General features: G+C 43.6%; 21 protein-coding genes and 1 other annotated feature. Of the genes, 1 reads left to right on the top strand and 20 read right to left on the bottom strand.

From position 1 onward, the window contains the following. Window positions 1-162: 162 nt before the first annotated feature. Window positions 163-594: a transcriptional regulator Spx gene (gene spx, locus DAHG_RS09845; RefSeq protein ID WP_022938181.1), complete on the bottom strand. Its 432-nt coding sequence runs from the start codon at window positions 592-594 to the stop codon at window positions 163-165. 151 nt (window positions 595-745) lie between these two features. Then, window positions 746-948, top strand: a binding site (T-box leader). Window positions 949-987: 39 nt separating this feature from the next. On the opposite strand from spx, the gene trpS reads away from it, so the two are divergent. Further along, complete coding sequence (gene trpS / locus DAHG_RS09850; RefSeq protein WP_022938182.1) at window positions 988-1,980, top strand: tryptophan--tRNA ligase; 993 nt, start codon at window positions 988-990, stop codon at window positions 1,978-1,980. A 38-nt stretch (window positions 1,981-2,018) separates the two neighbouring features. Here the strand turns inward: trpS and DAHG_RS09855 are convergent, their stop codons facing one another. From DAHG_RS09855 to DAHG_RS09945, 19 genes are all read right to left on the bottom strand, one after another. Next, window positions 2,019-2,708 carry a pirin family protein gene (locus DAHG_RS09855; protein WP_022938183.1) on the bottom strand — a complete coding sequence of 230 codons (690 nt, stop codon included), beginning with the start codon at window positions 2,706-2,708 and terminating at the stop codon, window positions 2,019-2,021. After that, entirely contained in the window at window positions 2,708-2,836 is a 129-nt protein-coding gene (locus tag DAHG_RS22005; protein ID WP_022938184.1) for a hypothetical protein, read from the bottom strand. The genes DAHG_RS09855 and DAHG_RS22005 overlap by 1 nt, the downstream gene beginning before the upstream one ends. 266 nt (window positions 2,837-3,102) lie before the next feature. After that, on the bottom strand, window positions 3,103-5,469 hold the full coding sequence (locus DAHG_RS09865; protein ID WP_022938185.1) for a ribonucleoside triphosphate reductase: 2,367 nt from the start codon (window positions 5,467-5,469) through the stop codon (window positions 3,103-3,105). A 25-nt stretch (window positions 5,470-5,494) separates the two neighbouring features. Next, entirely contained in the window at window positions 5,495-6,628 is a 1,134-nt protein-coding gene (locus DAHG_RS20905) for an anaerobic ribonucleoside-triphosphate reductase activating protein (RefSeq protein ID WP_022938186.1), read from the bottom strand. A 182-nt stretch (window positions 6,629-6,810) separates the two neighbouring features. After that, window positions 6,811-8,262, bottom strand: a complete 1,452-nt coding sequence (locus tag DAHG_RS09875; protein WP_022938187.1) for a GntR family transcriptional regulator — start codon at window positions 8,260-8,262, stop codon at window positions 6,811-6,813. A gap of 28 nt (window positions 8,263-8,290) precedes the next feature. After that, window positions 8,291-10,825 (bottom strand): ATP-binding protein, encoded by a 2,535-nt coding sequence (locus DAHG_RS09880; RefSeq protein ID WP_022938188.1) that lies wholly within the window; start codon window positions 10,823-10,825, stop codon window positions 8,291-8,293. A gap of 21 nt (window positions 10,826-10,846) precedes the next feature. Continuing rightward, window positions 10,847-12,796, bottom strand: a complete 1,950-nt coding sequence (locus DAHG_RS09885) for a 5'-nucleotidase C-terminal domain-containing protein (protein ID WP_022938189.1) — start codon at window positions 12,794-12,796, stop codon at window positions 10,847-10,849. A gap of 209 nt (window positions 12,797-13,005) precedes the next feature. Continuing rightward, window positions 13,006-14,316 (bottom strand): UDP-N-acetylmuramoyl-L-alanine--D-glutamate ligase, encoded by a 1,311-nt coding sequence (gene murD, locus DAHG_RS09890; protein ID WP_022938190.1) that lies wholly within the window; start codon window positions 14,314-14,316, stop codon window positions 13,006-13,008. Further along, entirely contained in the window at window positions 14,317-15,276 is a 960-nt protein-coding gene (gene mraY / locus DAHG_RS09895) for a phospho-N-acetylmuramoyl-pentapeptide-transferase (RefSeq protein WP_022938191.1), read from the bottom strand. It lies immediately after the preceding gene. After that, window positions 15,273-16,685, bottom strand: coding sequence for a UDP-N-acetylmuramoyl-L-alanyl-D-glutamate--2,6-diaminopimelate ligase (locus DAHG_RS09900; RefSeq protein ID WP_022938192.1), 1,413 nt, complete (start codon window positions 16,683-16,685; stop codon window positions 15,273-15,275). Before DAHG_RS09900 ends, mraY begins: the two co-directional genes overlap by 4 nt. After that, window positions 16,678-18,576: a penicillin-binding transpeptidase domain-containing protein gene (locus tag DAHG_RS09905; protein ID WP_022938193.1), complete on the bottom strand. Its 1,899-nt coding sequence runs from the start codon at window positions 18,574-18,576 to the stop codon at window positions 16,678-16,680. The genes DAHG_RS09900 and DAHG_RS09905 overlap by 8 nt, the downstream gene beginning before the upstream one ends. Window positions 18,577-18,629: 53 nt before the next feature. Next, window positions 18,630-20,864 carry a penicillin-binding transpeptidase domain-containing protein gene (locus tag DAHG_RS09910; protein WP_022938194.1) on the bottom strand — a complete coding sequence of 745 codons (2,235 nt, stop codon included), beginning with the start codon at window positions 20,862-20,864 and terminating at the stop codon, window positions 18,630-18,632. A 17-nt stretch (window positions 20,865-20,881) separates the two neighbouring features. Beyond that, window positions 20,882-21,190: a hypothetical protein gene (locus DAHG_RS09915; protein WP_022938195.1), complete on the bottom strand. Its 309-nt coding sequence runs from the start codon at window positions 21,188-21,190 to the stop codon at window positions 20,882-20,884. A 3-nt stretch (window positions 21,191-21,193) separates the two neighbouring features. Continuing rightward, window positions 21,194-22,129, bottom strand: coding sequence for a 16S rRNA (cytosine(1402)-N(4))-methyltransferase RsmH (gene rsmH, locus DAHG_RS09920; RefSeq protein ID WP_022938196.1), 936 nt, complete (start codon window positions 22,127-22,129; stop codon window positions 21,194-21,196). Next, complete coding sequence (gene mraZ / locus DAHG_RS09925) at window positions 22,126-22,557, bottom strand: division/cell wall cluster transcriptional repressor MraZ (protein ID WP_022938197.1); 432 nt, start codon at window positions 22,555-22,557, stop codon at window positions 22,126-22,128. Before mraZ ends, rsmH begins: the two co-directional genes overlap by 4 nt. A 280-nt stretch (window positions 22,558-22,837) precedes the next feature. Beyond that, on the bottom strand, window positions 22,838-23,566 hold the full coding sequence (locus DAHG_RS09930) for a type 1 glutamine amidotransferase (RefSeq protein ID WP_022938198.1): 729 nt from the start codon (window positions 23,564-23,566) through the stop codon (window positions 22,838-22,840). After that, window positions 23,563-24,870 carry a Mur ligase family protein gene (locus DAHG_RS09935; RefSeq protein WP_022938199.1) on the bottom strand — a complete coding sequence of 436 codons (1,308 nt, stop codon included), beginning with the start codon at window positions 24,868-24,870 and terminating at the stop codon, window positions 23,563-23,565. The genes DAHG_RS09930 and DAHG_RS09935 overlap by 4 nt, the downstream gene beginning before the upstream one ends. Window positions 24,871-24,988: 118 nt before the next feature. Then, a complete protein-coding gene (gene rpmF, locus DAHG_RS09940) occupies window positions 24,989-25,156 on the bottom strand; it encodes a 50S ribosomal protein L32 (RefSeq protein ID WP_022938200.1) in 168 nt (55 codons plus the stop codon). A 16-nt stretch (window positions 25,157-25,172) separates the two neighbouring features. Further along, window positions 25,173-25,694 carry a YceD family protein gene (locus DAHG_RS09945; RefSeq protein WP_235696043.1) on the bottom strand — a complete coding sequence of 174 codons (522 nt, stop codon included), beginning with the start codon at window positions 25,692-25,694 and terminating at the stop codon, window positions 25,173-25,175. Window positions 25,695-25,797: the final 103 nt, after the last annotated feature.

A 25,797-nucleotide genomic window follows, 5' to 3' on the forward strand; every position in this document is an offset into this window, starting at 1 on the left:
CCGTAAAAGCTTATAATTCAGGGGTTATTTGCTGATTAATAATTATCTTATTATGAATCTTTCATTAAAATAATCTTTCTTACTTAAAATCTTTATTTAATAAATGATAAAGGATTCCGCTTCAGAGTATCTTTCATAAAAAAAAGAGATAATGATTATCTCTTAAGCTTCTTTACGGCATGCACCGCAGATTTCATAATTCTGACATGTTTCATTGCATGTCTTGGATACAAGGTTGCGCAGTTCACTAGGCACAAAGGATGTAATTTCATCATCATCATAGCCTACAACTAAATTCTTTTCATTTAAGATGATCGGTCTTTTTAATATTGAAGGATTCTCACGGATAAACTTAACTAATTCATTCAGTGATAAATCATCTAAATCAACATTCATTTCCTGAAAAACCTTTGATCGGGTCGAAATGATATCTTCAGTACCATTTTCTGTTCTTTTTAATAAGTATTTAATTTCATCCTCTTTCAACAATGTTGTGAAGATGTTCTTTTCCACAAACGGCAAATTATTATCTTTTAACCATTGTTTAGCCTTACGACAAGAAGCACAGCCCGGAGATGTATATAATAGTATCATAATGCAGCCTCCATTCTCTTGATATCTATATAATATTATAGACTAATTCTGCTGTCACTGCAAACTATTCTCAAACAGTTATGCAATTTGCGGAATCGATTTCTTAATATTTCTTCCTTGTGTTTTTAATTAAACTGGTGTACGATAATACTGACAAGCGATGATAAAGTGAAGTAGATTAACGATCACCTTCAAAGAGAGCTGACGGCCGGTGTGAGTCAGCAGTGATTTTTAATTGAATTGGGACTTTTGAGCTGATGCAGGCATGAGTCTGTAGCCGGTGAGCACCGTTATATGCGAGCGACTATATTATTATAGTAAGCTGGGTGGTACCGCGTACTTTACGTCCCTGCATGGGGGCGTTTTTTTTATTTAACAAGAAAGGAAACTATTATGAAAACTATGTTAAGCGGCATTAAGCCGACCGGAAAGCTGACACTGGGAAATTATATCGGTGCAATCCGTCAATTTGCCAAGTATCAGGATGAATATGAAATGTATATCTTTATTGCGAATCTGCATGCTATTACGATTCAGGTTGATCCTAAGGAATTAAAGAAAAATACCCGCGATTTAGTCGCGTTATATCTGGCATGCGGCCTTGACCCGAAGAAGACAACTGTCTTTTTACAGTCTGATGTGCATGAGCATGCCGAGCTTGGCTGGATTTTAACATGTCATTCTTACATGGGTGAGCTTCAGCGTATGACCCAGTATAAGGATAAAACAGCAAAGGGTGAAACGAATATCACCGCTGGTTTATTTACTTATCCATCTTTAATGGCTGCTGATATTCTTTTATATGATGCCGATTATGTACCGGTAGGCATTGATCAGAAGCAGCATGTTGAATTGGCCCGCAATATCGCTGAGCGTTTCAACAATCGTTACGGTGAAACATTTACCGTGCCTGAACCGCTTGTGGAAGAAGTCGGAGCCAAGGTTATGTCACTGACTGAACCGACCAAGAAGATGTCAAAATCAGGCGATGATGAAAAATGTGTCATTTATCTCTTAGACGATCCTAAAGCTGCCAGAAAGAAAATCATGTCAGCCGTTACCGATTCAATCGGCATCATTCAATACGATGTTGAAAATCAGCCGGGTATCGCCAATCTGTTAACGATCCATTCTACACTGACTGGTGAATCAATTGACAGCATTGTTGAACGGTTTAAAGGCAAGGGCTACGGCGATCTGAAGAAAGAAATCGGTGACAATATCGAGAAATTCTTGACTGAACTGCAAGGACGCTACAATGAGATTATAAACAGCGGCATCTGTGAACAGGTATTGGAAGAAGGCCGTCTGAAAGCAGGCAAGCTGGCGCATAAGAAATTAATGAAAGTTAAAAAACGTGTCGGTTTTCAAATTTTCAATCATTAATTAAACCAAAACAAGTGAGATCTTCACTTGTTTTCTTTTTATAGCTTAGCCATTTCAAACATCAATACATGGGCCCAGCTGGCCGCCTTCAGTCTTGTACTTTCATCGATTCCAGCACCATCATGGGCATCAAAGAGCATATCCTCAATTCGCACCCGGCCTTCAAGCACTACTAGGTAAACCTGCCGAAGCGGCATTACCTTTAATTCTATTTCTGCCGCGTCGCTTAATTCACAGGCATAAATATTCATATCCTGATGAAGATGAAGCGGTGCTTCATCTCTTTGAGAAGCTAAAAGCAGCCAGCGGTTATACCGCTCATGCCATGGCAGTGCTGCCAGCTGATAATCAGGTGTCAGATCTAATTCATTAGGATAAATCCAAATCTGAATCATTCTCAGCAGTGAATCCTGCATATTCACTTCACTGTGCGCAATACCTGTACCAGCACTCATCAGCTGCATCATTCCCCGTTTTAACGTCTGTTCGCGGTCATTGTCACGATGGGTACATTCTCCTTGTACGACATAGGTTAAGATTTCCATATTCTTATGACTATGTAAATCAAACCCGCTGAGCGGCTGAATCGTATCATCATTAACCACCCTCAGCATGCCATAGTGCATTTTCTCAGCGTCATAATAATCACCAAAGGAAAAATGATAATAAGTATTCAGCCAGCTGTTATGAAATCTTCCCATCAGCTGATGATCGATTTTTTTAATCATCAATTACCACCCGGGCCATCCTGACGGGGACGTTTATCCGGATAATATTTCAGATTATTATTCGTCCACTGATTATTGCCGGCATCCTTTTCTGCAGGCTCTGATGTTTTTTTCTTCTTGTCTTCCATAAGCCACCTCCGCCCTTAGTGTGTGCGCGGCCTGCATGGCTATGCAAAGGCAGTTTAAAACAAAACCAGTAAAAATTGCAGGAGGGTTATGGCAATCATCCACGGCAGAATACCAATTTTAGAATCAGTATTCTTTAGTTCTTTAGTATAAGTGCTTATACAGAGCGATGAATATTGATTTATTAGTCATTTTTTCCTCCGCTTTTGTTTAATTAATCCATAGAAAAAGAGTATTCATCATCAAAATGACAAATACTCTTATAAAATTACTGCTGATGATTCATTTCCGCAAATTCGCGGATTTTCCATGCATTGCCGATCTTCTCGAAGCCATCTTCTTTTACTACCACCAAGGTTGGTACCTGCATAATACCATACTGTCTTGCCAATGCCTCCTGCTCCTCAGCATCAACCTTCTCATAGCTCAGCTTTGATTGTTCCAATGACTGATAAGCAGCCTTACAGTTCGGACAAGTCTTAGTCGTAAACAGCAGCAGCTTGCCTTCCGCTTTTTCACATGGCGTCTGAACATCACTCAATGCCTGTTTCCCCTTTAACACAGAGTGACCGATATCATATACCTTACGTTCGCTGAATTCCTGTGTCTTGCCCTCATTCCAGTTTTGTACCGGCCGGTAATATCCGGTAATACGGCTGTAAACCTCCGTCTTTTCACCGCAGTGCGGACATTCATAAACCTCACCGCTGATATAGCCGTGATTGCGGCAGATTGAATAAGTTGGCGAAATAGTATAATAAGGCAGTTTATAATTCTCTGAAATCTTGCGCACCAAGGCCGCCGCAGCCTTCCAATCCGGCAGCTTTTCACCTAGGAACGCATGGAAAACAGTGCCTGATGTATACAGTGTCTGCAGCTCGTCCTGAATATCCAGCGCTTCAAAAATATCCTCTGTATAACCAACCGGCAGATGTGAGCTATTGGTATAATAAGGCTTCGCGTCATTTTCAGTAGCCGTGATAATATCCGGATATAATTCTTTATCATGCTTCGCTAAACGATACGTTGTTGATTCTGCCGGTGTTGCCTCAAGGTTGTATAAATCGCCGTATTCTTCCTGATAAATAACCAGACGCTCACGCATGTGATTTAAAACCTCCTGCGCAAATTTCTGTGTCTTCGGATGGGTTAAATCCGCACGCAGCCAGTTCGCATTTAAGCCCACCTCATTCATGCCGATTAAACCGATCGTCGAGAAATGGTTCTCAAAGCTTCCCAAATAGCGCTTCGTATACGGATATAAGCCTTCATTCAGCAATTTGGTAATGATTGTACGCTTTACGCTCAGTGAGCGGGCGGCAATATCCATCAAATGATCCAAACGTTTATAGAAATCATTTTCATCCTTAGCCAGATAAGCGATACGCGGCATATTGATCGTTACCACACCGACAGAACCGGTACTTTCACCGCTGCCGAAGAAGCCGCCGGATTTACGGCGCAGTTCTCTTAAATCAAGACGCAGACGGCAGCACATACTGCGCACATCGCTTGGTTCCATATCACTGTTTACATAATTGGAGAAATAAGGTGTCCCGTATTTTGATGTCATTTCAAATAACAGCTTGTTGTTTTCTGTCTCTGACCAGTCAAAATCACGAGTGATTGAATAAGTTGGAATCGGATATTGGAAGCCGCGGCCATTCGCATCACCCTCAATCATGATTTCAATGAATGCCTTATTAATCATATCCATTTCTTTCTGACAATCTTTATATTTAAAATCCATTTCCTTGCCGCCGATCAAGGCTTGCTGTTCAGCAAGATCCTTTGGTACTGTCCAGTCCAAGGTAATATTAGAGAATGGTGCCTGAGTTCCCCAGCGGCTTGGTGTATTTACCCCATAAACAAATGATTCAATACATTTCTTTACATTCTCATAGCTCAAATCATCAACTTTTACATACGGTGCTAAATAAGTATCAAAGGATGAGAAAGCCTGTGCGCCTGCCCATTCATTCTGCATAATGCCCAAAAAATTAACCATCTGATTGCATAAGGAAGCCAGATGTCTTGCCGGCTTTGATGTGATTTTACCGGTAACGCCGCCCAGTCCTTCACAGATCAATTGACGCAGTGACCAGCCTGCGCAGTAGCCTGTCAGCATCGATAAATCATGGAGATGCATCTCACCGCTGCGATGCGCATTGGCAATCTCCTCATCATAGATTTCTGAAAGCCAATAGTTAGCGGTAATCGCGCCGGAATTGCTTAAGATCAAACCGCCGACGGAATAAGTGACCGTTGAATTTTCCTTAACCCGCCAGTCTGAAACCTTCACATAGCTGTCTACTAATTCCTTATAGTCAAGAATCGTTGATTTCATGTTGCGGATTTTCTGACGCTGTTTACGATAAAGAATATAAGCCTTTGCTACATCGGCATAACCCGCCTGAATCAAAACCGCCTCAACGCTGTCCTGAATCGCTTCTACCTGAATCTTATCATCAACGATCTTATCTTCAAAATCGGCCGCTACATGCAGTGCCAGCATTTCGATGACACTTGGATGATACTGTTTTTTCTGTGCGTCAAACGCCTTTGTGATGGCAGCACAAATCTTCTTTAAATCAAACTCCGCAATACTGCCGTCCCTCTTAATTACCTGATACATAGTTATTTCCCTTTCCTTTCCGCTTCTATAACCCACGCACCTGCGTGTTAGGTACAAATTTTCTGGCTGCTTCACACAGCTTCTGCATTTCATCAGCATCATATCCCTGCAAACCCTTTTGAATGACGCATTCACTGTCTACAAAGGCTTGCAGATAATACGCTTTAGCGCCCTTCAGCCATTCTGCCGCGGCGCTGATTTCCTTTTCACTGTGAAAATCCCTGACCACCGTAGTTCTGAATTCATAATCAAGATCACCGTGAAGCAAAAAGTCAACGCTTTCCTCAATCGGTGATAAATCAAAGCTTTCAAGACCAATCGTCTTCGCGTAATGAGCTTTGTCATTTTTTATATCCATCGCAACATAGTCAATTAAGCCAGCCGCTGCATATTTCTTTAAAAGCTTAGGATAGCTCCCGTTGGTGTCTAATTTAACCTTATATCCTAACCCCTTCAATTTATATAAGAAAGGCTCCAGCTCTTCATGCAGCAACGGCTCGCCGCCGCTGATACAGATGCCGTCCAACGTTTTCTGCCGCTGTTTCAAAAAGCTTTCTAAATCATCACTGTTGATTTCAGAAAGATCCTCCGGCAGAAAAACCAGATCCGCGTTCTGACAGAAAGGACAGCGGAAGTTGCAGCCGCCGGTAAACAGCGTTGATGCCAGCTTAGAGGGATAATCCAATAAGGTAAGCTTCTGCATGCCGAAGATTTTCAGCTGATTGGTTGGCTGAGTGAGAGCCGACGCGTTGGCAATCAGCTTTGCCTGTACGTTCTCTGCCAGCTGCAGCTCTTCTTCACTTAAGCCTTGGGTTATTTTCTCCCACCATTCCTGACGAACGAGATAGATTTCCGGAATGATTTTCTTCGTCTTATCACACGTATATAAATGTTTAATGCGCTTATCTTTTTCATTTGCCGCGGTTGTGATATAGCCTTCCGCCTCTAAGCGCTGAATGCCCTTGGTAACCGTTCCTTTATCAAAGCCGCCCATCAAAGACAGATCAGACATTGTAATGCCTTCATGTTCATAAATCAGAATCAAAAACTGAAGCTGACCGGCGCCAATTTGATAGAGATCTAAATTTTTATCATAATATTTCTGTGTATACCGATATAAAATCGAGGTATTCATCAGCAGACTATTGCGTTTTTCCATACAGCCTCCAAAAATGGTTGGATATTCAACTAGATTTATAATAGCACCAACCTATTGAACTTTCAACCAATCGAATTAATGATATGAAATGAAAAAAACCGGCTTTTTCTTTCACATTTTCAACACATAAAAAAAGCTGGAGTTACTGCGTTAAACACAATACTCACAGCTTTCTGATAAAATTATTGCCACAGCTTTGCGGCATCATAGTAATTCATAGCCGCCTCTAAATAATTGAGCTGGCTGCATTCCCGAATAATCTGCAGATGAATCAACTGAAATAAATGAGCGGTTTGAACCGCAAATTGATCCCGTTCTCCTTTTTCCAACGCTGCTGACGCTTTCATACACAGCTTGTAGATTTCATACTCAGGCTGGCTTTTTTCTTTGCTGATAAAGCCCGGTAAACGTCTGCCGACAATGAAATTCTTACGAATCATCACATAGATCGTCTTCAGTGTTTCATATTGAATATGATCGATAATAAATTGCAGCAGAATACCCGCGATAAAACGGTGATCAAAGGGATCATGCCAGGCTGTCTCCAATTCCCTCTGCAGCTTTAAACAATCGTCTGGCAGCACTGCTGAAACCACCGAAGCTGCCACCCCTTCTACACTCAGCGCCAGTAATTCTAAGCTGTCTAACAGCAGGCGGATATTGCCGGCAATTAATTCCGGTTTAATGGGGGCCTGTTTCAGTTCATCCAGATCCATCATCACTTCAATTCCTGAATGCGGGGCTGCCTTTAGTGCGCCTAAGACCTGCAGCTCTTTGATTGCCTTAAGTGTCGTATCGATACTGACCCCATAGATGCTCTGAAGCTCCTTATGTGAAGGCAGGCGGCTGCCCTTTGGATATTGTCCAATGGCAATTCGACCTAAAATATCGACGCAAATACTTGAATACCGTTCTTCGCTTTTGCGCACCTTCTGTTCCAAATCCGCGCAGCCGACACAAAAAATAGAATCCGGCTTTACTTGATAAGGTGGTACCTCAGCATCGTTATCCAAGCCGTAAACAGCAGACATATCATCAAATTTAACACTGGCCGGATCACCGCCGTTTTTGACCGTTTTTAAGAACAGCGTTAACTGCCGGCGATAAGTTTCACGAATGGCAGCATCACTGTGCAGCGATTCCAGCTCTGAAAAGCCTAAGCTGTCAACAACTCTCAGCATCAGCTCATTGCCGTTGCGGGCAATCAGATAACGCCAAAATTGATTAGACAGCTGCCAAAAACGCTCTTTTGAAACCGTCTCCATACTTACAATGATGGTCCTTAAATACGCCCAGTCCGCATCCTGACATAGCTTTAGACCCTGATCAATCAACGGATAACAAAGCAGTACCCCTGTCCGTAAAGCGTCCACAGCCGCGATAGCATCTGCCTGCTTTAAAGCCAGCTGCGATGTTTTCTGCATTGACTGATAGATGATGATCGGCCGTTTGCGCTTCTGAGTCGCGATCAGACCTTCCTGAGCTAAAAGTTCCAGGGAACGCCGCACCGTCTTTTCAGAAGTGTTGAATTCCTCACACAGCTTAGCTCTTGAGGGCAGCTGACTGCCCGCCGGCAAGATACCGCAGATTATTTTATTTTTCAAATTCACATAAACCTTTTCATACAAGATCATTTGTCATAAACCCTCAGCTTTAAGAATATTAGTGCCGATGTTTTTGAACTTGCCCATACTGAGTGCAGATATCAGCTAATACAAAAGGCTTGCCGATATGCGCATCCATGCCGCAGTCCAAACATTTTTGAATATCCTCCTGGAAAGAATTAGCCGTCATCGCAATAATGATTACCTGTCCTGCATCGTGCCGATCTAACGCGCGAATCACTTCGGTTGCACTGCAGCCATCCATGATCGGCATCTGAACATCCATCAGAATCAGATCATAATAACCCTCTTCTGATGCGGTAAAGCGTTCAACAGCGATCTGCCCGTTAGTCGCTGTATCAATAACCGCTCCTGCAAACCTCAGCAGTTCAACTGCAATTTCAAGATTAATTTCATTATCTTCAACAATCAAAACACGCTTACCGCTTAATATTGAGGCTGTCTCACTGTCATCGGCTGGCTGAGCATCGGCTTGACCATCATCCAACAGCTGCACGATATCCTTAGTAAAAGCCGGCAAGAAAAGCACCTTGGCTATTTTTAATGCTGAAGCTCTGGCTTCCAATTCATCCTTATCATATCCCATTAAGATTAATTCAGGCATTCTTATTCTATCACTGTCATAAAGTAACTGCAACTTTTGCGTAAACTCATTGCTTTCTGCCAAGGATACAAAACACGCATCAACCGACGCCGCAGTATTGCAAAGCGCTAATGCCTGTTCGGCGGTTTTGGTTGCTACAGCTTCAAAGCCTAAGTGATGCAGCAGATCCGCGAGCGCTTGGCGCTGCGGCTGATAATCGTCTATGACTAAAACACGGCCGCTGAATGGCTGAGCCTGTTCCTCACGCTCATAAGCAAACGGCAGATTAACCTTGAAGCAGCTTCCCTTGCCAACCTCACTATCTAAGGTGATGGTACCGCCCATCATCTGCACAAATTGCTTGGTAATCGGCAGACCTAAGCCAGTTCCCCCATACTGACGGGCAACGCCTGAGGTTTCCTGAATAAAGGCTTCAAAGATTTTATCAAAATTTTCCCTGGCGATGCCGCAGCCTGTATCGCTGACCTTAAAAGTCAGCCAAAGACGATCATCATCACTTAATGACGTTTCAATACTTAAAACGATCGTACCGCCGGTCGGTGTGAATTTCAATGCGTTAGAAAGCAGATTATTTAAAATTTGATTCAGTCGCAAGGAATCTCCAATCAGCACTTCATTGACTGCCTGCGCGCAATAAGCATTAAAATGTATACCCTTTTCACATGCCTGAATATAGAACACGGTTGTAATTCCCTTCAGTAATTCTCTGAAATTAAACGCCGCCTGATGCAGTTCAATTTTACCTCTTTCAATCTTAGACATATCCAAAATATCATTAATTAAAACTAACAGATGATTCGAAGAATAACTGATTTTATCAAGACAGTTTTTCATTCGTTCCGGCTGATCAATATAACGCTGTCCCACCTCGGTCATACCGATAATGCCGTTCAGCGGAGTACGAATCTCATGCGACATCTGAGAAAGAAAATCACTCTTTGCCTGATTCGCCTGTTCCGCCCGTTCCTTGGCTTCCATTAATAGCTGCTGATGGCGCTGTTCAATCTGCCGGTAAAGCATGAAAAATACAAAAATAATTATCATGACCGTCACAAAAATGCCGGCAGCCGCAAACAGCATCAGAAGACTGAGCCGCGACACCTGCGAATTCACTGTCTCATAAGCCATACTGGTCATCATATACCATTCGGTATCAGGAATTGGCGCATAATACAGATATTCATGTTCATCACCCAACCGTAAAGAAAGCATCCCGCTTTGACCGTTCTCAATCTGACTCTGCAGTGATGTCAGCTCATAGCCAGCATCAAATACTGCCTGCTGCTTAAAGATTGAAAACAGATTGCTGCCGCTTAAGAACGGATTCACATCCTCACCGCGGATAATAAAATTACCTTCACGGTTAATTACATTGGTATAAGAATTAGTGCCTTTCTGATTCAGTGCCACCTTCTCACTGATTTTCATTGTATTAATTCCGACAATGACGGCCACTAATTGTTCATTTTTATAGGCTTTGGGAACAATCGAAGTCCCCAGCAGAATCACATCATCATCCCAGATCGTTTCATCAATTGAAATAATTTCCTTGCTGCCATTCAACAGTTCATTCAGCGCTCTGATTTTAGAAATCGCCGGCTGTGACCCCTGTGGTGTATAAGCCATCCCCTGTGAATTGATCACCGCTACATAGGAAAAATCATTATCCGTCTGAATTTGTTTCAAAAACGACTTCAGCGCTTCCTCATCGCTTAATTCACTCATCGACAGCGCATTCGTCATTGTCTTGATCTGTGCGAACTGACTTTTCATATTTGTATTAAAATGACTGCTGGTCTGTGAATTCATTTCCTGCAGATAAACCTCACTGATTTTTGACACCGTTTCCGATGCCGCTTCATTATAAGACTTTAAAGCAAATGAGCAAGCCAACACAATAAAGAGAATCAAAGTACAAATGACAAGAATAATAATCTGCTTCTCGCCCTTCATCTTATGCTTTTTCATACTATTCCCCCTTTATTTGACTTAATCCGCATTCGCAAGATCAACGATCCTGCCTTCCAGCTCAATGATTTTCTCCTGTTCAGGATGATCGCGGGAATACTGCTTCACCATTTCCCGATAGCTCATGCCGCTTTCTTTAATCAGTGTCACATCACCCTTTGGGGTGTTTTCATCATAGATATTCAGCATCGTATAGCCATCGCCGTTGCCCTCAAAATAACCGACCGCACCTGCCATATAATTATTTACCGCCAGCTGATAGTTCGCCTTTAAATCAATCGGTGTACCATCCGGCAGGGAAACTGATACCATTCGGCTGCCCCGTGGTTTAGAGCTGTCAAACACATAATGCAGACCAGAAATCTGCAGGAAACGGCCATTAGGAAATTCATCATCACTATAGGTTACGCAGTTCTCCAGCATATCCCATATTGTTTGACCCGATGCTTCAATTACGATGACCTCATTTTCAAACGGAAACAGCGCTTCTAAATCTTCGCAATATACATCACCGATATAGAGGCTGCTGCGGATATTGCCGCCGTTCACCACCGCAATCGGCGCCGCGGCCACAGAAGCGATGCAGTCAGCCAAAAAATTGCCAAGTTCGGTTTCGGTGCGCCGTACATTAAAGTTTTGAAACAGCAGATCCTGTTTCATAACGGTAAGCACGGATAAATTATCAGCCATCGCCTGTGAACCCTCAAGATAATATTGATCCACCGCCTGCAGCAGCTCCTCATTCGTAAGTCTGCCAGCCATCCGCTGCTGAGCCGTGCTGCCCAGATACTGGACAACTCTTTCCGGAAAATTCAAATTATAAACATAACCGGAATCAATAAACGTTTCTACACCATTAGGAACCGATGTTTCATTCGCAACATAACCACGCAGACTGGAAGCCCCCATCTGCAGATCCTTAATGATGGCATCCTGACCTTCCTGAGTAGATATCAGCGCTAAGATTCGCTTGCATGCTTCCTGCTTTTCCTCGCTGATTGATGCATTGATGCCGACATAGCTTGACGGTGCATAAAGAATCCAAGATTCATTTCCCTCATCACTCATTAACGGCAGCATGCGGTATGAATACTGCATCGCTTTGCCTTCTTCAAAGGCTATTTGATTTTCACTCACACACTGCGCAAAAAGACTGGAATCGCCAAAAACGGCCGCCAGATTTCCCGACGCCATCCGCTCATGGGTAAGAATGCTGTTGCGCTGCTTGCTTAATGGCGCCGCATCTAAAACACCGCTGGCTACCAGCTCATCCGTCAAATCAAAGACATTATCCCAAACACCCGTTAAACGGCTGTTTTTCTCTTTGTAATCAGAAAGCCATTGAACACCCTCAACCGTACCTAAAAAATCAGGCACCTCACCGCCGATTAAAAACAAGCCAAAATAAGTATTATAATCACTTTGAATGGCTATATTCTTATCATCATCTCCAAGACCATAGCCTTGCTGCTTTAACTGAACAAGGGCTTCAATCAATGATTGATTGCTGTTAGGCAATTCAATGCCCGCCTGTTCAAACAAAGTCTCATTAATGATATAGCCATAATACTGCCCCGGCAGCGGCAGCTGATAATTTTTTCCTTCTACACGCAGACCCTTCATAATCGTACCATCATAGGCAGCGCTGGCGCTCAAATCGCTGATGTCAATAAGATATTGACTGTTATCATCGGTATAAGCTTCTTTTGAGAGCACTAAATCAGGGCCATAGCCATTTTCTAAACGCCGTGATAATTCGCTTGTATACGGTGTGATCTCACATTGCAGATCAATATCTGAATACGTTGATTCCACAAGCTCTTCCAATTGCGGAAATTTATTAGTATAAAGCACCGTTATGACGATTTTATCTGATTTCTCCACAGTCTTTTGCTGACAGCCGCCAACCAGACAAAAACATAATAAAACCGCCAGCCCCTTCAAACATCTGTATCGATTTGATTCACGCATCTTGTTTTCCTCCTTCACTGCTTTTAAAGCAGCCAGGCAGTGAAACAGGTACCGCTGGCGTAGGCTGTCAAAAGCATTAAATTTGATTAAAATTCTTGGTACTAATGCCAGTTAAAGTATATCATCATAATTTATGGAAAGCAATTGCTTTAGCGGTATACAAGGCCAAGAAAAAAACCTTCTCATTAAAATGAAAAGGTTCAATTAGTTCATTCGTGAATTATTTTCAATACCGCTTCCTTAAACAAATCGCCGCGCTGTTCATAATTATCAAATTGATCATAGCTTGAACAAGCGGGGGAAAGCAGGATCACATCACCCGGCGCGCTCATCTGCCATGCCTCATTCAGCGCATCAAACATCGTTTCACATTGCTTTGAACGGGTAAATATCTCCGCAATTTTAGCTTTAGTTTCACCAAATGCCAGACAGCACTTGATTCGATCATCATAAGCGCGCATTTCTTCAAAAGGGATTCCCTTATCATGACCGCCGGCCAATAACAGGATATTTTTAGGGAATGAGGCAATACCAATGGCAGCCGCCTGCGTATTGGTAGCCTTAGAATCATTGTAGAAGCTGACGCCATTTTTTTCACCGACATATTCAATGCGGTGTTCAATACCCTTAAATGAAGTTAATGCCTGTTCAACATCTTTAAAACTCACACCTAATTTAACTGCCATCGCACCGGCGATCATCGCGTTGCTGACATTATGCATACCGACTACCTTTAAATCATCAAGCTTAAACAGGCGCTTGTCAAACAGCCATGCACAGCCGTCTTTAATGCAAAGCGGCGTATCGGTTCGAAGCAATGAGAAATCGATGATTTTACACTTGAGATCACGCGCATACTGCATCACGATCGGATCATCCACATTGCGCAAAAACCAGTCATCACCACGCTGATTCATGGCGATTCTAAACTTTGACGCGTAATATTCTTCAACACTGTTCATATAATCAAGATGATCCGGCGCCAGGTTACAGACAACCGCTGCCTCAGGATGAAAGCTTTCTATCCCTAACAGCTGAAAATTAGATAATTCAAGCGCGATATCTTTTTCTTCATTACCATATTTTAATGCCAGCTCACTAAGCGGTGTACCGATATTACCGGCTGCCTCACAGCGGCCATTCGCCTTTAAGCACTCATAAAGCATGCTTGTAATCGTCGTCTTGCCATTGGTGCCAGTCACCGCGCCGTAATGAAACTTCTCTGCATACCAGCTGGCAATTTCAATTTCCGTATAGATTTTTACTTGATGCTCAACAAAATAGCGGATAATCGGCACTGAATATTTTATACCGGGATTCTTTACGATAAACGCATAGTCATCGTTGAAGAGGAAGTCCGGATGCCCCTCATCCACAACTCGGATGCCCAATGTTTCAAGCTCCTCCTTATCCGGAATACGCTGCATATCCGTTAAAGTGACCGTATAACCCTTTTGATTCAATAACCGGGCGGCTGCATTGCCGCTTTTCGCATTGCCGATAACCAGACACGTTGCCATTTACATTACCCCCAGAAAATAACCTAAGATTGCAAAACCTAAGGAAATCATCCAAAACATTACTACGACCTGCGTTTCCTTAAAGCCGCTTAATTCGAAATGATGATGCAGCGGCGCCATTTTAAAGACCCGCTTGCCGGTAGCCTTAAAGCTCGTTACCTGAATGACTACTGACATCAATTCCATGACAAAGATGCCGCCGATGATGACCAACAGCAATTCCTGCTTCAATACCATTGCTGTGGCAGCTAAAAGACCGCCCAGCGCCAATGAACCAGTATCACCCATGAAGATTTTGGCGGGATGCAGATTAAATTTAAGATAACCAAGCAAAGACGCGATCACCGCCAGCAGGAATAAAGCTAAATCGCTTTTACTCTGATGTATGGAAAGCAGAACAAAGGGTGAAAGAGCAATAATCACACAGCCTGCCGATAAACCATCTAGGCCATCAGTCAAATTTACCGCATTGCTTTCCGCCGTAAACATGATAAAGATCAGCAGGAAATACAGCCAGCCTAATTCAATTTCCATATTCAGAACTGGCACATTGATGGTTGTCGGGGCAATTCTTTGATAAAGATAAAAGAACAGTACCGCTAACACACTCTGCATCAGAAATTTCATCTTCGGTGATAAGCCGCGGTTATTCTTTTGAACCACGATGATAAAATCATCAATAAAGCCAATCATCGCATAACCGACATAAGCCAGCACGACAATCTGCATTTCCGGATTCATGAAAGCCGGCGCATCCAAAATCAGCAGCACCAGAATCGGTACCAGAATAAAAACAATGCCGCCCATCGTCGGCGTACCGTTTTTGGCTTTATGGGAAGCCGGTCCCTCTTCACGCTCGCTCTGTCCGAATTTAACTTTATGTAAAATCGGAATCAGGATCGGCATCACAGCCAGCGTGATGCACAATCCCAGACCGACAGCTAATAAATATTGATTCATAGAGGTTCCTCCTCGGTAAGTTTTAGTATAAACGCCTTATCATTATAAGGAATTTTAACCTCTTTGACAATCAAAAATTGTTCATTTCCCTTACCGGCGATTATTATTATATCACTTTTCATACTGATTGACAGTGCGAATGCGATTGCCTTTTGCCGATCAATCAAAACACTCACATTATCCAGTACATTGACCGACATCTGTTTGATGATTTCAGCCGGATCTTCCCCGCGTGAGTTATCCTCTGTGAAAATCGCCCGATAGCTCAGCGTTGAAGCAATCGTACCCATCTGATGCCGCTTATCCTGATCCCGTTCGCCGCCGCAGCCCAGCACCGTGATGATTCTGCCGATACAGACCTGATTGGCAAATTCCAGCAAGCGCCGCAGCGCATCAGGCGTATGCGCATAATCAATCCAGATCGTATGATTCTTCAGCTTCAAGACCTCCATGCGGCCCGCCGGCGCTTCGATGCGGGATACAACCTCACACAGTTCATGAGAATGAATGCCCAAGCTTTTAAACAAAGCGATGCAGGCAGCTAAATTATAAACATTATTCATACTTAACAAGCATGTCTCAAAATGCAGCTGACCAATATCAAAGCTGGAACCGCTGCTTCTCAGTTCAACATTGCTGATCTGTACATGCGATGGCTTAAGGCCATAAGTAATAATGCCCTTGGTACGCAGATGCAGCATTTCCATCAACTCATCACGATCCTGATTTAACAGAATCCGTCCATTCTCCTTCAGATAGAGCCGAGCCTTAAATTTGGTGTACTGATAATGAGTAAAGGTTAAATGATAATCGAGATGATCCTGAGTGATATTCGTATAAATCAGCCGGTCAAAGCGGATAAAACCCAATCTTCCCTCATCAATCGCGTGTGAGGAAACCTCCATCATCACCGTGTGGATTCCCCTTCGTATCGCTTCCAAAAAGACGCGCAGGCATACCATCATGCCGGGCGTTGTATTTTGCGTCGCATAACAATAACCGTCAAGCTGGATGCCATTAGTGCCGATGACCACATTGCGCTGTCCAAATTCAGTAAACATCTGCGACAGAAAGGAACAGACGCTCGTCTTGCCGTTGGTGCCTGTCACACCGATAATTGTCAGCTTATCACTGGGTGAATCGTAATAATCGTTAATCAGCGTCACAAGCGCCGCTTGAGGATCAGACACTTCGTAACAGTCCGGATGCGGGTGCGATGTGATGACGATGCCGCCCTTCTCCCTTACCTCATCAATAAAATCATCGCCGTTATGCGACATTCCCTGAAGACTGACAAACAGCCAGTCCTGCTTCACTTCTCTTGAATCACAGGTTATTCCTTGAATGATTGTTGAATCATCACAGGATATGCCGATTAAAGCCAGTAACTGCCGGCATTCTTTAGCCAAGGGTAATCATCACCTTTCCGCCCTCAAGCAATACCTCGCCAGCCTTTGGCAGCTGGTCGATCACAACCTCCCCCTCATTCACAAATTCAAAGGTTAAGCCTTCCATCTTACATTCATTCTTTTGCTTGCCGATCAAATCCGGGACAATGATTTCAATCGGATCAAGCCATGTTGTCTTTTTAGGCAGCTGTTCCTCTACCTTTTCCACATTCAGATACGGCAGAATATCCTCATAGCATTTTCTGACTACCGGCGCGACAACGGTACCGCCATACTGCACATCATTTTGCGGTGAATCAGCCGCTACATAAATCACAATCTGCGGATCATCCATCGGCGCCGCCGATAAAAACGACAGAATATATTCATTGCTTAAGTAAACGCCATCCACGGCCTTCTGGGCGGTTCCTGTCTTACCGCCGATCTTATAGCCTTTAATATATGAATTCTTGCCGCCGCCGTTGGCAACTACACTCTCCAGCGCCACGTGCATCAAATCACTGGTTTCTTTAGAGATGATCTGTCCCTGCGGTGTCGGTTCAAATTCTTGTACGATATCCTTGCTGATCGGATCAACCAGCTGCTTCACAATCATTGGTTTATACAGCGTACCGCCGTTTACCACCGCGCTGAAAGCTCTCACCAGCTGAATCGGTGTAACTGATAACCCCTGACCGAATGCCACGGTTGCCTGTTCCACCGGCCCCATCGCTTCCTTTTTAAACATGATGCCTGTACTCTCACCCGGTAATTCAATGCCTGTCTTGCTGCCAAAGCCAAAATCCGTCACATACTGATAAAGACGATCCAAACCAAGCCGCCGGCCAATTTCCACAAAGCCTGGATTACTTGAATTCTCCAGCACCTGCAAGAACGTCTGCAAGCCATGACCGCCAGCCCGCCATGATTTAATTCTGGCCCCCTCAACCATTTCATAGCCGCGGTCATAGTACGTATCGGTATACATATTGAAGCATTTCTCCTCAAGGGCTGAAGCAAAGACAATCGATTTAAACGTTGATCCCGGCTCAAAGCTCATCCAAATCGGCAGATTTCGGTTAATGATTTCAGAGGTTGAATCCTGATAATGATTGGGATCAAAGTCCGGTTTGGATACCATTGCTAAAACTTCCCCAGTTTTAGGATTCATTGCCAAGGCTAAGGCACTTTTTGGTTTATACCGTTCCATCAGATTATTCATTTCTCTTTCAATAATATCCTGAATCGTCGAATCAATCGTCAGTACCATATCCATGCCCTGTCCTTGATTGATCACCTCTTCATTAATTGACAGCTGATTTCCCTTCGCATCAAAGGGCAGCTTCAAGTCACCGTTCTTAGCACTCAAATACTCGTCGTATTCAAGTTCAAGACCCGCCAAGCCCTGATTGTCGATACCGGTAAAGCCCAGCACCTGTGCCAGATAATTGCCGTTGGGATAATAACGCTTGGAATCCTGAACAAGCACGACGCCTTTAATATTCGCATCCTGAATGGCCAGCGCCTGTTCATCACTGATATTTCTGCCCTCCGGCTGCAGCTTCTGCGTTGAGACATGATTCGTCAGCTTTTTATAAAGCGCGTCACGGTCAGTATTCAATATCTGACTCAAAACGTCAGCCGCATGCTCAGGCTCCTCAATCATTGCCGGTACGACAATAATTGAAGTTGACGGTACATCCACCGCCAATTCACGGCCGTCACTTGAATAAATCGTGCCCCGATTGCCGGCCAGCTTAAAATCACGCTGCCACAGATCCTTGGCCTTATCAACGATTGAGCCTTGATTAATGATCTGCTCATAACCAAGTTTGCTCAAAATACAGCCAAACAAAACCAAAGCGCCGATAAAAATCGCATTAATTCTTTTCTTATTGCGGACATGAAGCATGAACTCACCTCAAAACATCTTATTCCAGCACATAAAAAAATAGCACCGAAGTGCTAGTCTAATGTAACTTTAATTTCTGTATCAGAGAAAATGCTCGTTCCGGCATCAAGATTCTGCCAGACAACAACACCCTGACCCGTCATCTCAATCGACATGCCGCTTAATTCCTTAAAAATCTGCACATCCTTATATGCCCAGCCAGTCATATCCGGCATCGTATAATTGATACCATCGGTCTTCACAAAGGCATGCTGCTTGGTACCAATTGTTGTTCCCATTTTCGGATATTGTGAAACAACCTGATTGCCATCACCGATGATGATGCGGTCGACATCCATCTCATCCAGCTTCCAATTGGCATACTGAAGTGTATGATTCACTAAAGTCGGCATTGTATATTCCTGATAAGTGCTGCCATAGCTGTTATCATAGGCAACCGCCTTTAATGGCTGCGCGTTGTTGATTGACGCCGCATCAAGCGCGGTCATGAACGCGTTTTTAAAATAATCAGCTGAATAATAAAGATAGTTGCTGCTCTCAAACGCATAATACATCATAATTTTTGGATCATCAGCCGGTGATGCCGCCATGATGCTTGATGTATAAACCGTATCCCCGTAGCTGCCATCCTTCGCAATCTCACCGGTACCGGTTTTAGCCACCATCGATACACCGTCAATCTTATACTTATGCGCCGTCCCCTTTTCAGGATCTTCAACAATCTGTTCCATCAGCTTCAAAATCTTCTCAGTGGTTTCCTTTTTCAGCACTGGCACCGGCTGACCCTGTTCATCCGTATAAACATATTGGGTTTTTCCGCTTTCAATAATTTCATTGGTATTTGGATTTACGATCTTATCAATATAATAAGGACGCACCATGATGCCGTCATTAAAGATTGCCGTATAAGCCTGCATCAGCTGCAGTGTTGTAACCGCGGAACCCTGACCGAAGCCAGCAGCCACACGGTCAAGCGGCGTTTTATCATTCTTGATACCGAATTCCTCACTCTGTGACAAGCCTTCAATACCGGTTTGTTTAAAGAAGCCGAATTTATCCAGATAGTCCCAGAACACATCGGTTGACAGATAATCGGTCAGCAAAGTCGCGATACATGTATTTGAGGAACGAATTAAACCGTCATCAAAACTGATCGTACCCCAGCCGGCACGTTCAGCGTCATTGATATTGCCGTTTTCTTCACATGGACCGCTAGTCCGATATAAACCGCCGTTTTCATCATAAGCAATACAGAAGCGGCCGGTAAATACCGTATCATCGCCTTTATAAACACCGGCATCCATCGCCGCCGCATAGGCAAACGGCTTCATAACGGAGCCTGGTTCAAACACATACATACTCGGCAGATCTACATAGCTTTCAATATTACGCTTATTTAAATCAAAGGTCGGATAACCGGCCCAAGCTAAAATCTTACCAGTTTCAACCTCCATGATAACACCCCAGGCACGTTCAGCACCATTGGCCTCCATCGTACTCTGCAGCGCTACTTCTAACGCGCTTTGCACATCCTTATCTAAAGTCAGATAGACATCATTGCCGTTAACCGCTGCTTTTTCCGTCTTTTCCGTACCCGGCAGCTTATAGCCAAGCGCGTCTTTCTGATAAGTAACCAAGCCGTCGCTGCCCTTCAGCACCGCGTCCTGAAAAGCCTCGATACCGATCTGTCCGACGATTCGCTGCTGCTCCTCATCATAATTCGCAAAGCCTAAAAGATTTGACGCGAATTTACCCGGTGAATAAAAACGGGTCGTTGTCTTATCAAATTCAATCCCCGGCAAGCCCGGATATTTCTTATTTGGATCAGGCGTATATTCAATCGCTTCAATCGCTTCCTTTTGTTCGATTGTCAGCCCTTTGCCCTTTTCACCAAGCAAAGTCTCATAGACACCCTGATCCTGAAGATTCAGATAATTCATGATATCTTCTTCGCTCATACCTAAAATAGGAGCCAGGGCTGCAGCCGTAAACTCCTTGTTGTCAACATAAGCATAAGCACCTGTACGATCTTTAGAAAGTACAGCTTTAATTGTATATGTATCTTGATCCTGAGCGATGATACTGCCATTGCGGTCACGAATATATCCGCGTCTGGCCGGCAAAGTCTCCTGCCGTTCCTGACTGCCTTCCTTGCTCGCCAAAATATTGGTGCCCGAACGCATATGGACACCGCCGATCGTTACCACAAAAACATTGATGACGACCACTAACGACAATACGGCAATGACGGTAAAAATCCCAGCGATTCTAAGATTTGATCTCTTCATTCTACCAGCTCACTCTTCTATTTGTCTTCATTGCTGATATACACGATATTTTTTTGATCGAGTTTCAGATTTCCCCCGTTTTCATTACTGATAGTCATCAGATATTCTCTTTCTGTAAACTGCGCTACCTCTAGCTTTAACGTCTCTAATCGCTTATTAGCATCTTCAATTTCAATCTGCTGGGCAGTCAGCTTATAGTTTAAAGCTACATTATGCGAATGCAAAAAAGTCACGGAACAAATATAGACAATAAATGATAAGCTGAAAATCACATTCACAAAAGTCCCAAATTTAAATCTTCTCTTCCTTTTCACAATCTTAGCCATAAACTATTTCACCCTTTCTATCACTCTGAGTTTGGCCGAATGAGATCGGTTATTTTCTTTTAACTCTGCTTCCCCTGCCAGAATCGGCTTTTTAGTAACCAGCCGATAAGGCGCTTCTTCCAACTGACCCGGCAAAAGCGGTATGCGTTTATCAATCTTAGGCTGACTGCTCATCCGTACAAAGGTTTCCTTTACGATGCGGTCCTCCAGCGAATGAAAGCTGATCACCGCGACACGGCCGCCGATCTTAAGCATTGCCAGTGCATCCTCAAGCACCGTTTCCAGTTCAGATAACTCGTCATTAACCTCGATGCGGATGGCCTGAAAAATCTTCTTGGCCGGATGTCCCTTGCTGTTAAGCACCTTAGCCGGATAAGCCGACTTGATGATATCCACCAGCTCAAACGTCGTTTCAATTGGTTTTACGCTGCGGGCCTGTTCAATTTTGCGGGCTACCTGTTTGGCGAAGCTGTCTTCACCATAACGGTAAAATATACGCATCAGTTCATTAAATTCATATGTATTCACTACTTCATAAGCGCTGAGCGGCTGGCTTTGATCCATGCGCATATCCAGCGGCGCGTCATAGCGGTAGCTGAAACCGCGGCTGGCTTCATCAAACTGCGGTGAAGAAACACCTAAATCAAGAAGCAGACCGTCAATTTCATCTACACCCCGATTTTGAAGCTCGCTCTTCAGATTTTTAAAGCCGGCATGGATAATTGTAAAATTACTGCCAATTGCCGCCAATCTGCCTTCTGATTCCAAAATTGCCTGTTGATCTTTATCAAAGCAATAAAGATGACCATTTGGAATCCTTTTTAAAATTTCACTGCTGTGACCGGCTCTTCCCAATGTACCGTCCACATAAATACCATTTGGTTTAATAACTAAAGAATCAATGCATTCCTGCAAAAGTACGCTTGTATGTTTCATCATATAATAAAATCCGTGATACTCTCGGCAATGCTTTCAAATTCATCATCAGCACTGTCAGAATATGCTTCCCATCTTTCTTTTGACCAAATCTCAACCTTATCAGCGACACCGACAATCACACATTCCTTAACGATTGCGGCTTCTTTGATCAGAATTGAGGGAATCAGGATTCTGCCCTGATTATCCAACTCCACTTCACTGGCCTTGGAAGTCAGTGTACGAACATACATCCGCACTTCTTTTTTAGTCGTAGGCAAAGCGAGGAGCTGAGCATAAATCTTATCCCATGCTTCCTTTGTATAGAGTGAGAGACAGCCGTCAAGACCGCGGGTAACGATCATGGCAGAACCCAATTCATTTCTGAATTTAGCAGGAACGATCAGACGCCCCTTCGCATCAATATTGTGCGCGAATTCGCCCATGAACATCACAATCACCCACTTTCTTCCACTTTTACCTACTTCTTACCACCATTATAGACTAAATCGTGTTTTTTGTATAGATGAAATCCATCGAGAATTGATTTTTTTATAAGTTAAAAAATGTCAAAGTCCTTTCCTTCAAACGGCTTTACCGCCCCTTAAAACAAATTCACCCTTTTTAAAACAATTTTAGTTATTATTTGCATATTTTCGCTAAACACATTAACAGCAAAAAAAGAACTGATCAGATTCACTGTCAGTTCCGCATTATTTTAAATCAGCTATTTTATAAACCAAGCCTTTTCAGCATAACTTCCTTTGCCTTATGTTCAAGCATGTCATTGAGCGGTTCCAAAGTGCATTCACCATGCCGCTTAGCCAATGCCTTGCGCAGAATAAAGTCGGCGATTTCAGGATTTTTAGGCAGCAGGGGGCCATGCATATAAGTCCCCAATACCTGTCCGTTATAAAAGCCCTCAAAGGCACTTTGATATGTATTGCCATGGCCTTTCAGCACTTTTCCGAAGGGCTGATTCACACCCTTTGTCTGACCGCCGTGATTCTCAAAACCGACCGCGATGATCCGCTCATTATCTAAAGCTGCTTCCACCGCGATATTACCGATGCAGCGATCACTTCGGGAAGCGGCTTCCGTATAATAATCAAAGAATTTTAAGCCTTCGATTTTCTGACCGTCGCCGTCTAAGTAATATTGGCCAAACAGCTGATAACCGCCGCAGATCAGCAGGATAAATGAACCCTGATCCATCGCTTCTTGAATCGCGTCACGCCGCTTAAGCAGATCATTTACCAAAAGTCCCTGCTCACGATCCGCACCGCCGCCGATAAACAGCAAATCATAATCCGCCAATGTCTTTTCTTCATCCAGCGTACATGTGTCGACAACACATTCAATGCCGCGCTTTTCACAGCGGGTTTTCAGCACCTGGATATTCCCTTTATCGCCATACAGATCCATCAGATCATGATACATCCAGCAGATTTTCAGCTTCATGAAACCTTCCTCCTTAAGATTGAACGGCATTGCTGCAGCGCCGTATATGTTGAAATAACCATATGCGTACCCGGACATTCACAAAGCTTATCAATCGCCTGTGATAGATTTTCCTCCACCTGAAGGCCGACATTATAACCCTCATACTTCAGCCGCAGCGCCATGTCATAGGCACGGGTACCGGAACAGACAATGCATTCAGTCAATGGATCAATCAGCAGATCAAAATGCGCGTCCCAGATCCATGATACATCTCTGCCATCCTGATCATTATCATTAAGCACGATCAGCACAGAACGCTTCTGTTCATCATGAGCAATCATCTTCATGACCTCATTGGCACCGGTAGGATTTTTAATCAGATTCAAAACACATTTCTCATGGTTGATCATAAATGTCTCATTGCGCCCATCATTCAGCTCAAACTCGGCAAACACCCTTGCCGCATATTCCCAGCTGATGTCCATGGCCTTTAAAAGCGTCAGTACCGCCGCACAGTTATAAACCGCGTAGATTGCGTTTTGAAACATCGGCAGCGTCTGAGCGTTTACCACCATCGTCTGCATGTTAAAATCGATACTTTCCACACAAACCGCCGTCTCATGCCTGCCAAAGCCATCGCGCGGACAGCTGAACTGACCGATATGTGAATATTGATAATAATCATAATGCAGCTCACCGCCGCAGCGCGGACAGAATTTACCCTCACTCGCTTCATGGCTGTCAGAAAGTGAAACCGCACATTGCTTCACATCAAAATAAAGCACTTCGGCCTGTTTGGCACAATCCGCCAGCCGCACGACATTGGGATCATTGCCATTCAAAATCAGCTTGCCGTGATAGTCAGGCAGCACCGATTCGATTTTACGCACGATCGTCTCCATCTCCCCGGCCCGATCCAATTGATCACGGAAGAAATTATTAACCACAAAGGCACTCACTGACAGCTGATCAAACACCCTCGGTATCGTTAATTCATCAACTTCAAGCACAACCGCATCCGCCTTGACACGATAATGCAGATCACTGTTTGCGCACAGCAATGTGGCAATCCCTTCACGAAGATTATCGCCGCGGCGATTGCCGATCACCTTCATCCCCGATGCCAGCAAGCTTTCAACAATCAGATTGCTTGTCGTCGTCTTGCCGTTGGTTCCGGTTACCAAAATCACATGCTTTGGCATTTTGAATCGACTCAGCAGCTGTGAATCCATCTTTAATCCGATATTGCCCGGCAGCGATCCGCCCCGGCCCAGCTTTACTAACAGCCAGCGAATTATTTTAACTATCATTAAACGCAGCATAACCAACACTCCTCACATTCCTTCTATTAGTATAGCATGCTTAAACAAACCATGCATACTTATCAGAAAACAAAATAAAAACCCACGAAAACTCATGGGCCTCTATTAGCGTTTTAAACTAAGCAACTTTTACTCCGTTGTAAAAACCACATTCTCCGCATACTCTGTGTTGTCTCTTTAAAGCTCCACATTGAGGGCATTTAACTAATGCCGGTGCAGTCAGTTTGTAGTGTGTTCTACGTTTTGCAGTTCTAGTTTTTGAATTACGTCTTTGTTGAACAGCCATGTCGGTACCTCCCTACTTATTTTTCGATCTTAAAATCTCTTAATTTTGCTAACCGAGGATCAATCGCCTTCTCTTTTGAAGCAATTAAATCTTCCTCCCTGACGACTTCCCACCCTTTTCCTTTCGGATAATCAGTGAGCCCCTCTTTCACGACCTTATATGGAATTTCCATCATAATCAGCTGAAAGAGAACTGGGTACAACTCTACGATATCACCTTTAGCTTCATGCATCTCATCTTCTTCACTTACCTTATGAAAGGCATAGACTTCCGTTGAATTTACATGAAACGGATACTCCACATCTTCCAGTGTAATTGAACATGGAAGAACCATACAGCCGTCGATATCAAGGTTGGCAATTGCCAAATCACTAGTCGAATCGTAATGGATGTTTCCGGATACCGTAACATTCTGTAATTTTCTTAAATGATGGATGCGAGCTATTGCTTCTTCCTCAAATGCGATTGATTCATCAAATTCAATTGTGCAATCTCTGGCCTGCAGCAATTCACTTTTGGTCCACTTCAAAAAAATCACCTCGTCGCTTAACGTACTTATTATAAGGAATTTGTACTCCAAAGTCAACTATATTAGTATAACTTATTCAATCCTGTGATGCAAGTATAATCCGTTCACAGCC

It is taken from the genome of Dielma fastidiosa (assembly GCF_000313565.1).
GTDB classification, from domain to species: Bacteria; Bacillota_I; Bacilli_A; order Erysipelotrichales; family Erysipelotrichaceae; genus Dielma; species Dielma fastidiosa.

What these genes read in the sequence shown, in the direction of transcription:
- spx (WP_022938181.1), bottom strand. Translation starts at nt 594, where the DNA reads ATGATACTATTATATACATCTCCGGGCTGTGCTTCTTGTCGTAAGGCT.
- trpS (WP_022938182.1), top strand. Translation starts at nt 988, where the DNA reads ATGAAAACTATGTTAAGCGGCATTAAGCCGACCGGAAAGCTGACACTG.
- DAHG_RS09855 (WP_022938183.1), bottom strand. Translation starts at nt 2,708, where the DNA reads ATGATTAAAAAAATCGATCATCAGCTGATGGGAAGATTTCATAACAGC.
- DAHG_RS22005 (WP_022938184.1), bottom strand. Translation starts at nt 2,836, where the DNA reads ATGGAAGACAAGAAGAAAAAAACATCAGAGCCTGCAGAAAAGGATGCC.
- DAHG_RS09865 (WP_022938185.1), bottom strand. Translation starts at nt 5,469, where the DNA reads ATGTATCAGGTAATTAAGAGGGACGGCAGTATTGCGGAGTTTGATTTA.
- DAHG_RS20905 (WP_022938186.1), bottom strand. Translation starts at nt 6,628, where the DNA reads ATGGAAAAACGCAATAGTCTGCTGATGAATACCTCGATTTTATATCGG.
- DAHG_RS09875 (WP_022938187.1), bottom strand. Translation starts at nt 8,262, where the DNA reads ATGATCTTGTATGAAAAGGTTTATGTGAATTTGAAAAATAAAATAATC.
- DAHG_RS09880 (WP_022938188.1), bottom strand. Translation starts at nt 10,825, where the DNA reads ATGAAAAAGCATAAGATGAAGGGCGAGAAGCAGATTATTATTCTTGTC.
- DAHG_RS09885 (WP_022938189.1), bottom strand. Translation starts at nt 12,796, where the DNA reads ATGCGTGAATCAAATCGATACAGATGTTTGAAGGGGCTGGCGGTTTTA.
- murD (WP_022938190.1), bottom strand. Translation starts at nt 14,316, where the DNA reads ATGGCAACGTGTCTGGTTATCGGCAATGCGAAAAGCGGCAATGCAGCC.
- mraY (WP_022938191.1), bottom strand. Translation starts at nt 15,276, where the DNA reads ATGAATCAATATTTATTAGCTGTCGGTCTGGGATTGTGCATCACGCTG.
- DAHG_RS09905 (WP_022938193.1), bottom strand. Translation starts at nt 18,576, where the DNA reads ATGCTTCATGTCCGCAATAAGAAAAGAATTAATGCGATTTTTATCGGC.
- DAHG_RS09910 (WP_022938194.1), bottom strand. Translation starts at nt 20,864, where the DNA reads ATGAAGAGATCAAATCTTAGAATCGCTGGGATTTTTACCGTCATTGCC.
- DAHG_RS09915 (WP_022938195.1), bottom strand. Translation starts at nt 21,190, where the DNA reads ATGGCTAAGATTGTGAAAAGGAAGAGAAGATTTAAATTTGGGACTTTT.
- rsmH (WP_022938196.1), bottom strand. Translation starts at nt 22,129, where the DNA reads ATGATGAAACATACAAGCGTACTTTTGCAGGAATGCATTGATTCTTTA.
- mraZ (WP_022938197.1), bottom strand. Translation starts at nt 22,557, where the DNA reads ATGTTCATGGGCGAATTCGCGCACAATATTGATGCGAAGGGGCGTCTG.
- DAHG_RS09930 (WP_022938198.1), bottom strand. Translation starts at nt 23,566, where the DNA reads ATGAAGCTGAAAATCTGCTGGATGTATCATGATCTGATGGATCTGTAT.
- DAHG_RS09935 (WP_022938199.1), bottom strand. Translation starts at nt 24,870, where the DNA reads ATGCTGCGTTTAATGATAGTTAAAATAATTCGCTGGCTGTTAGTAAAG.
- rpmF (WP_022938200.1), bottom strand. Translation starts at nt 25,156, where the DNA reads ATGGCTGTTCAACAAAGACGTAATTCAAAAACTAGAACTGCAAAACGT.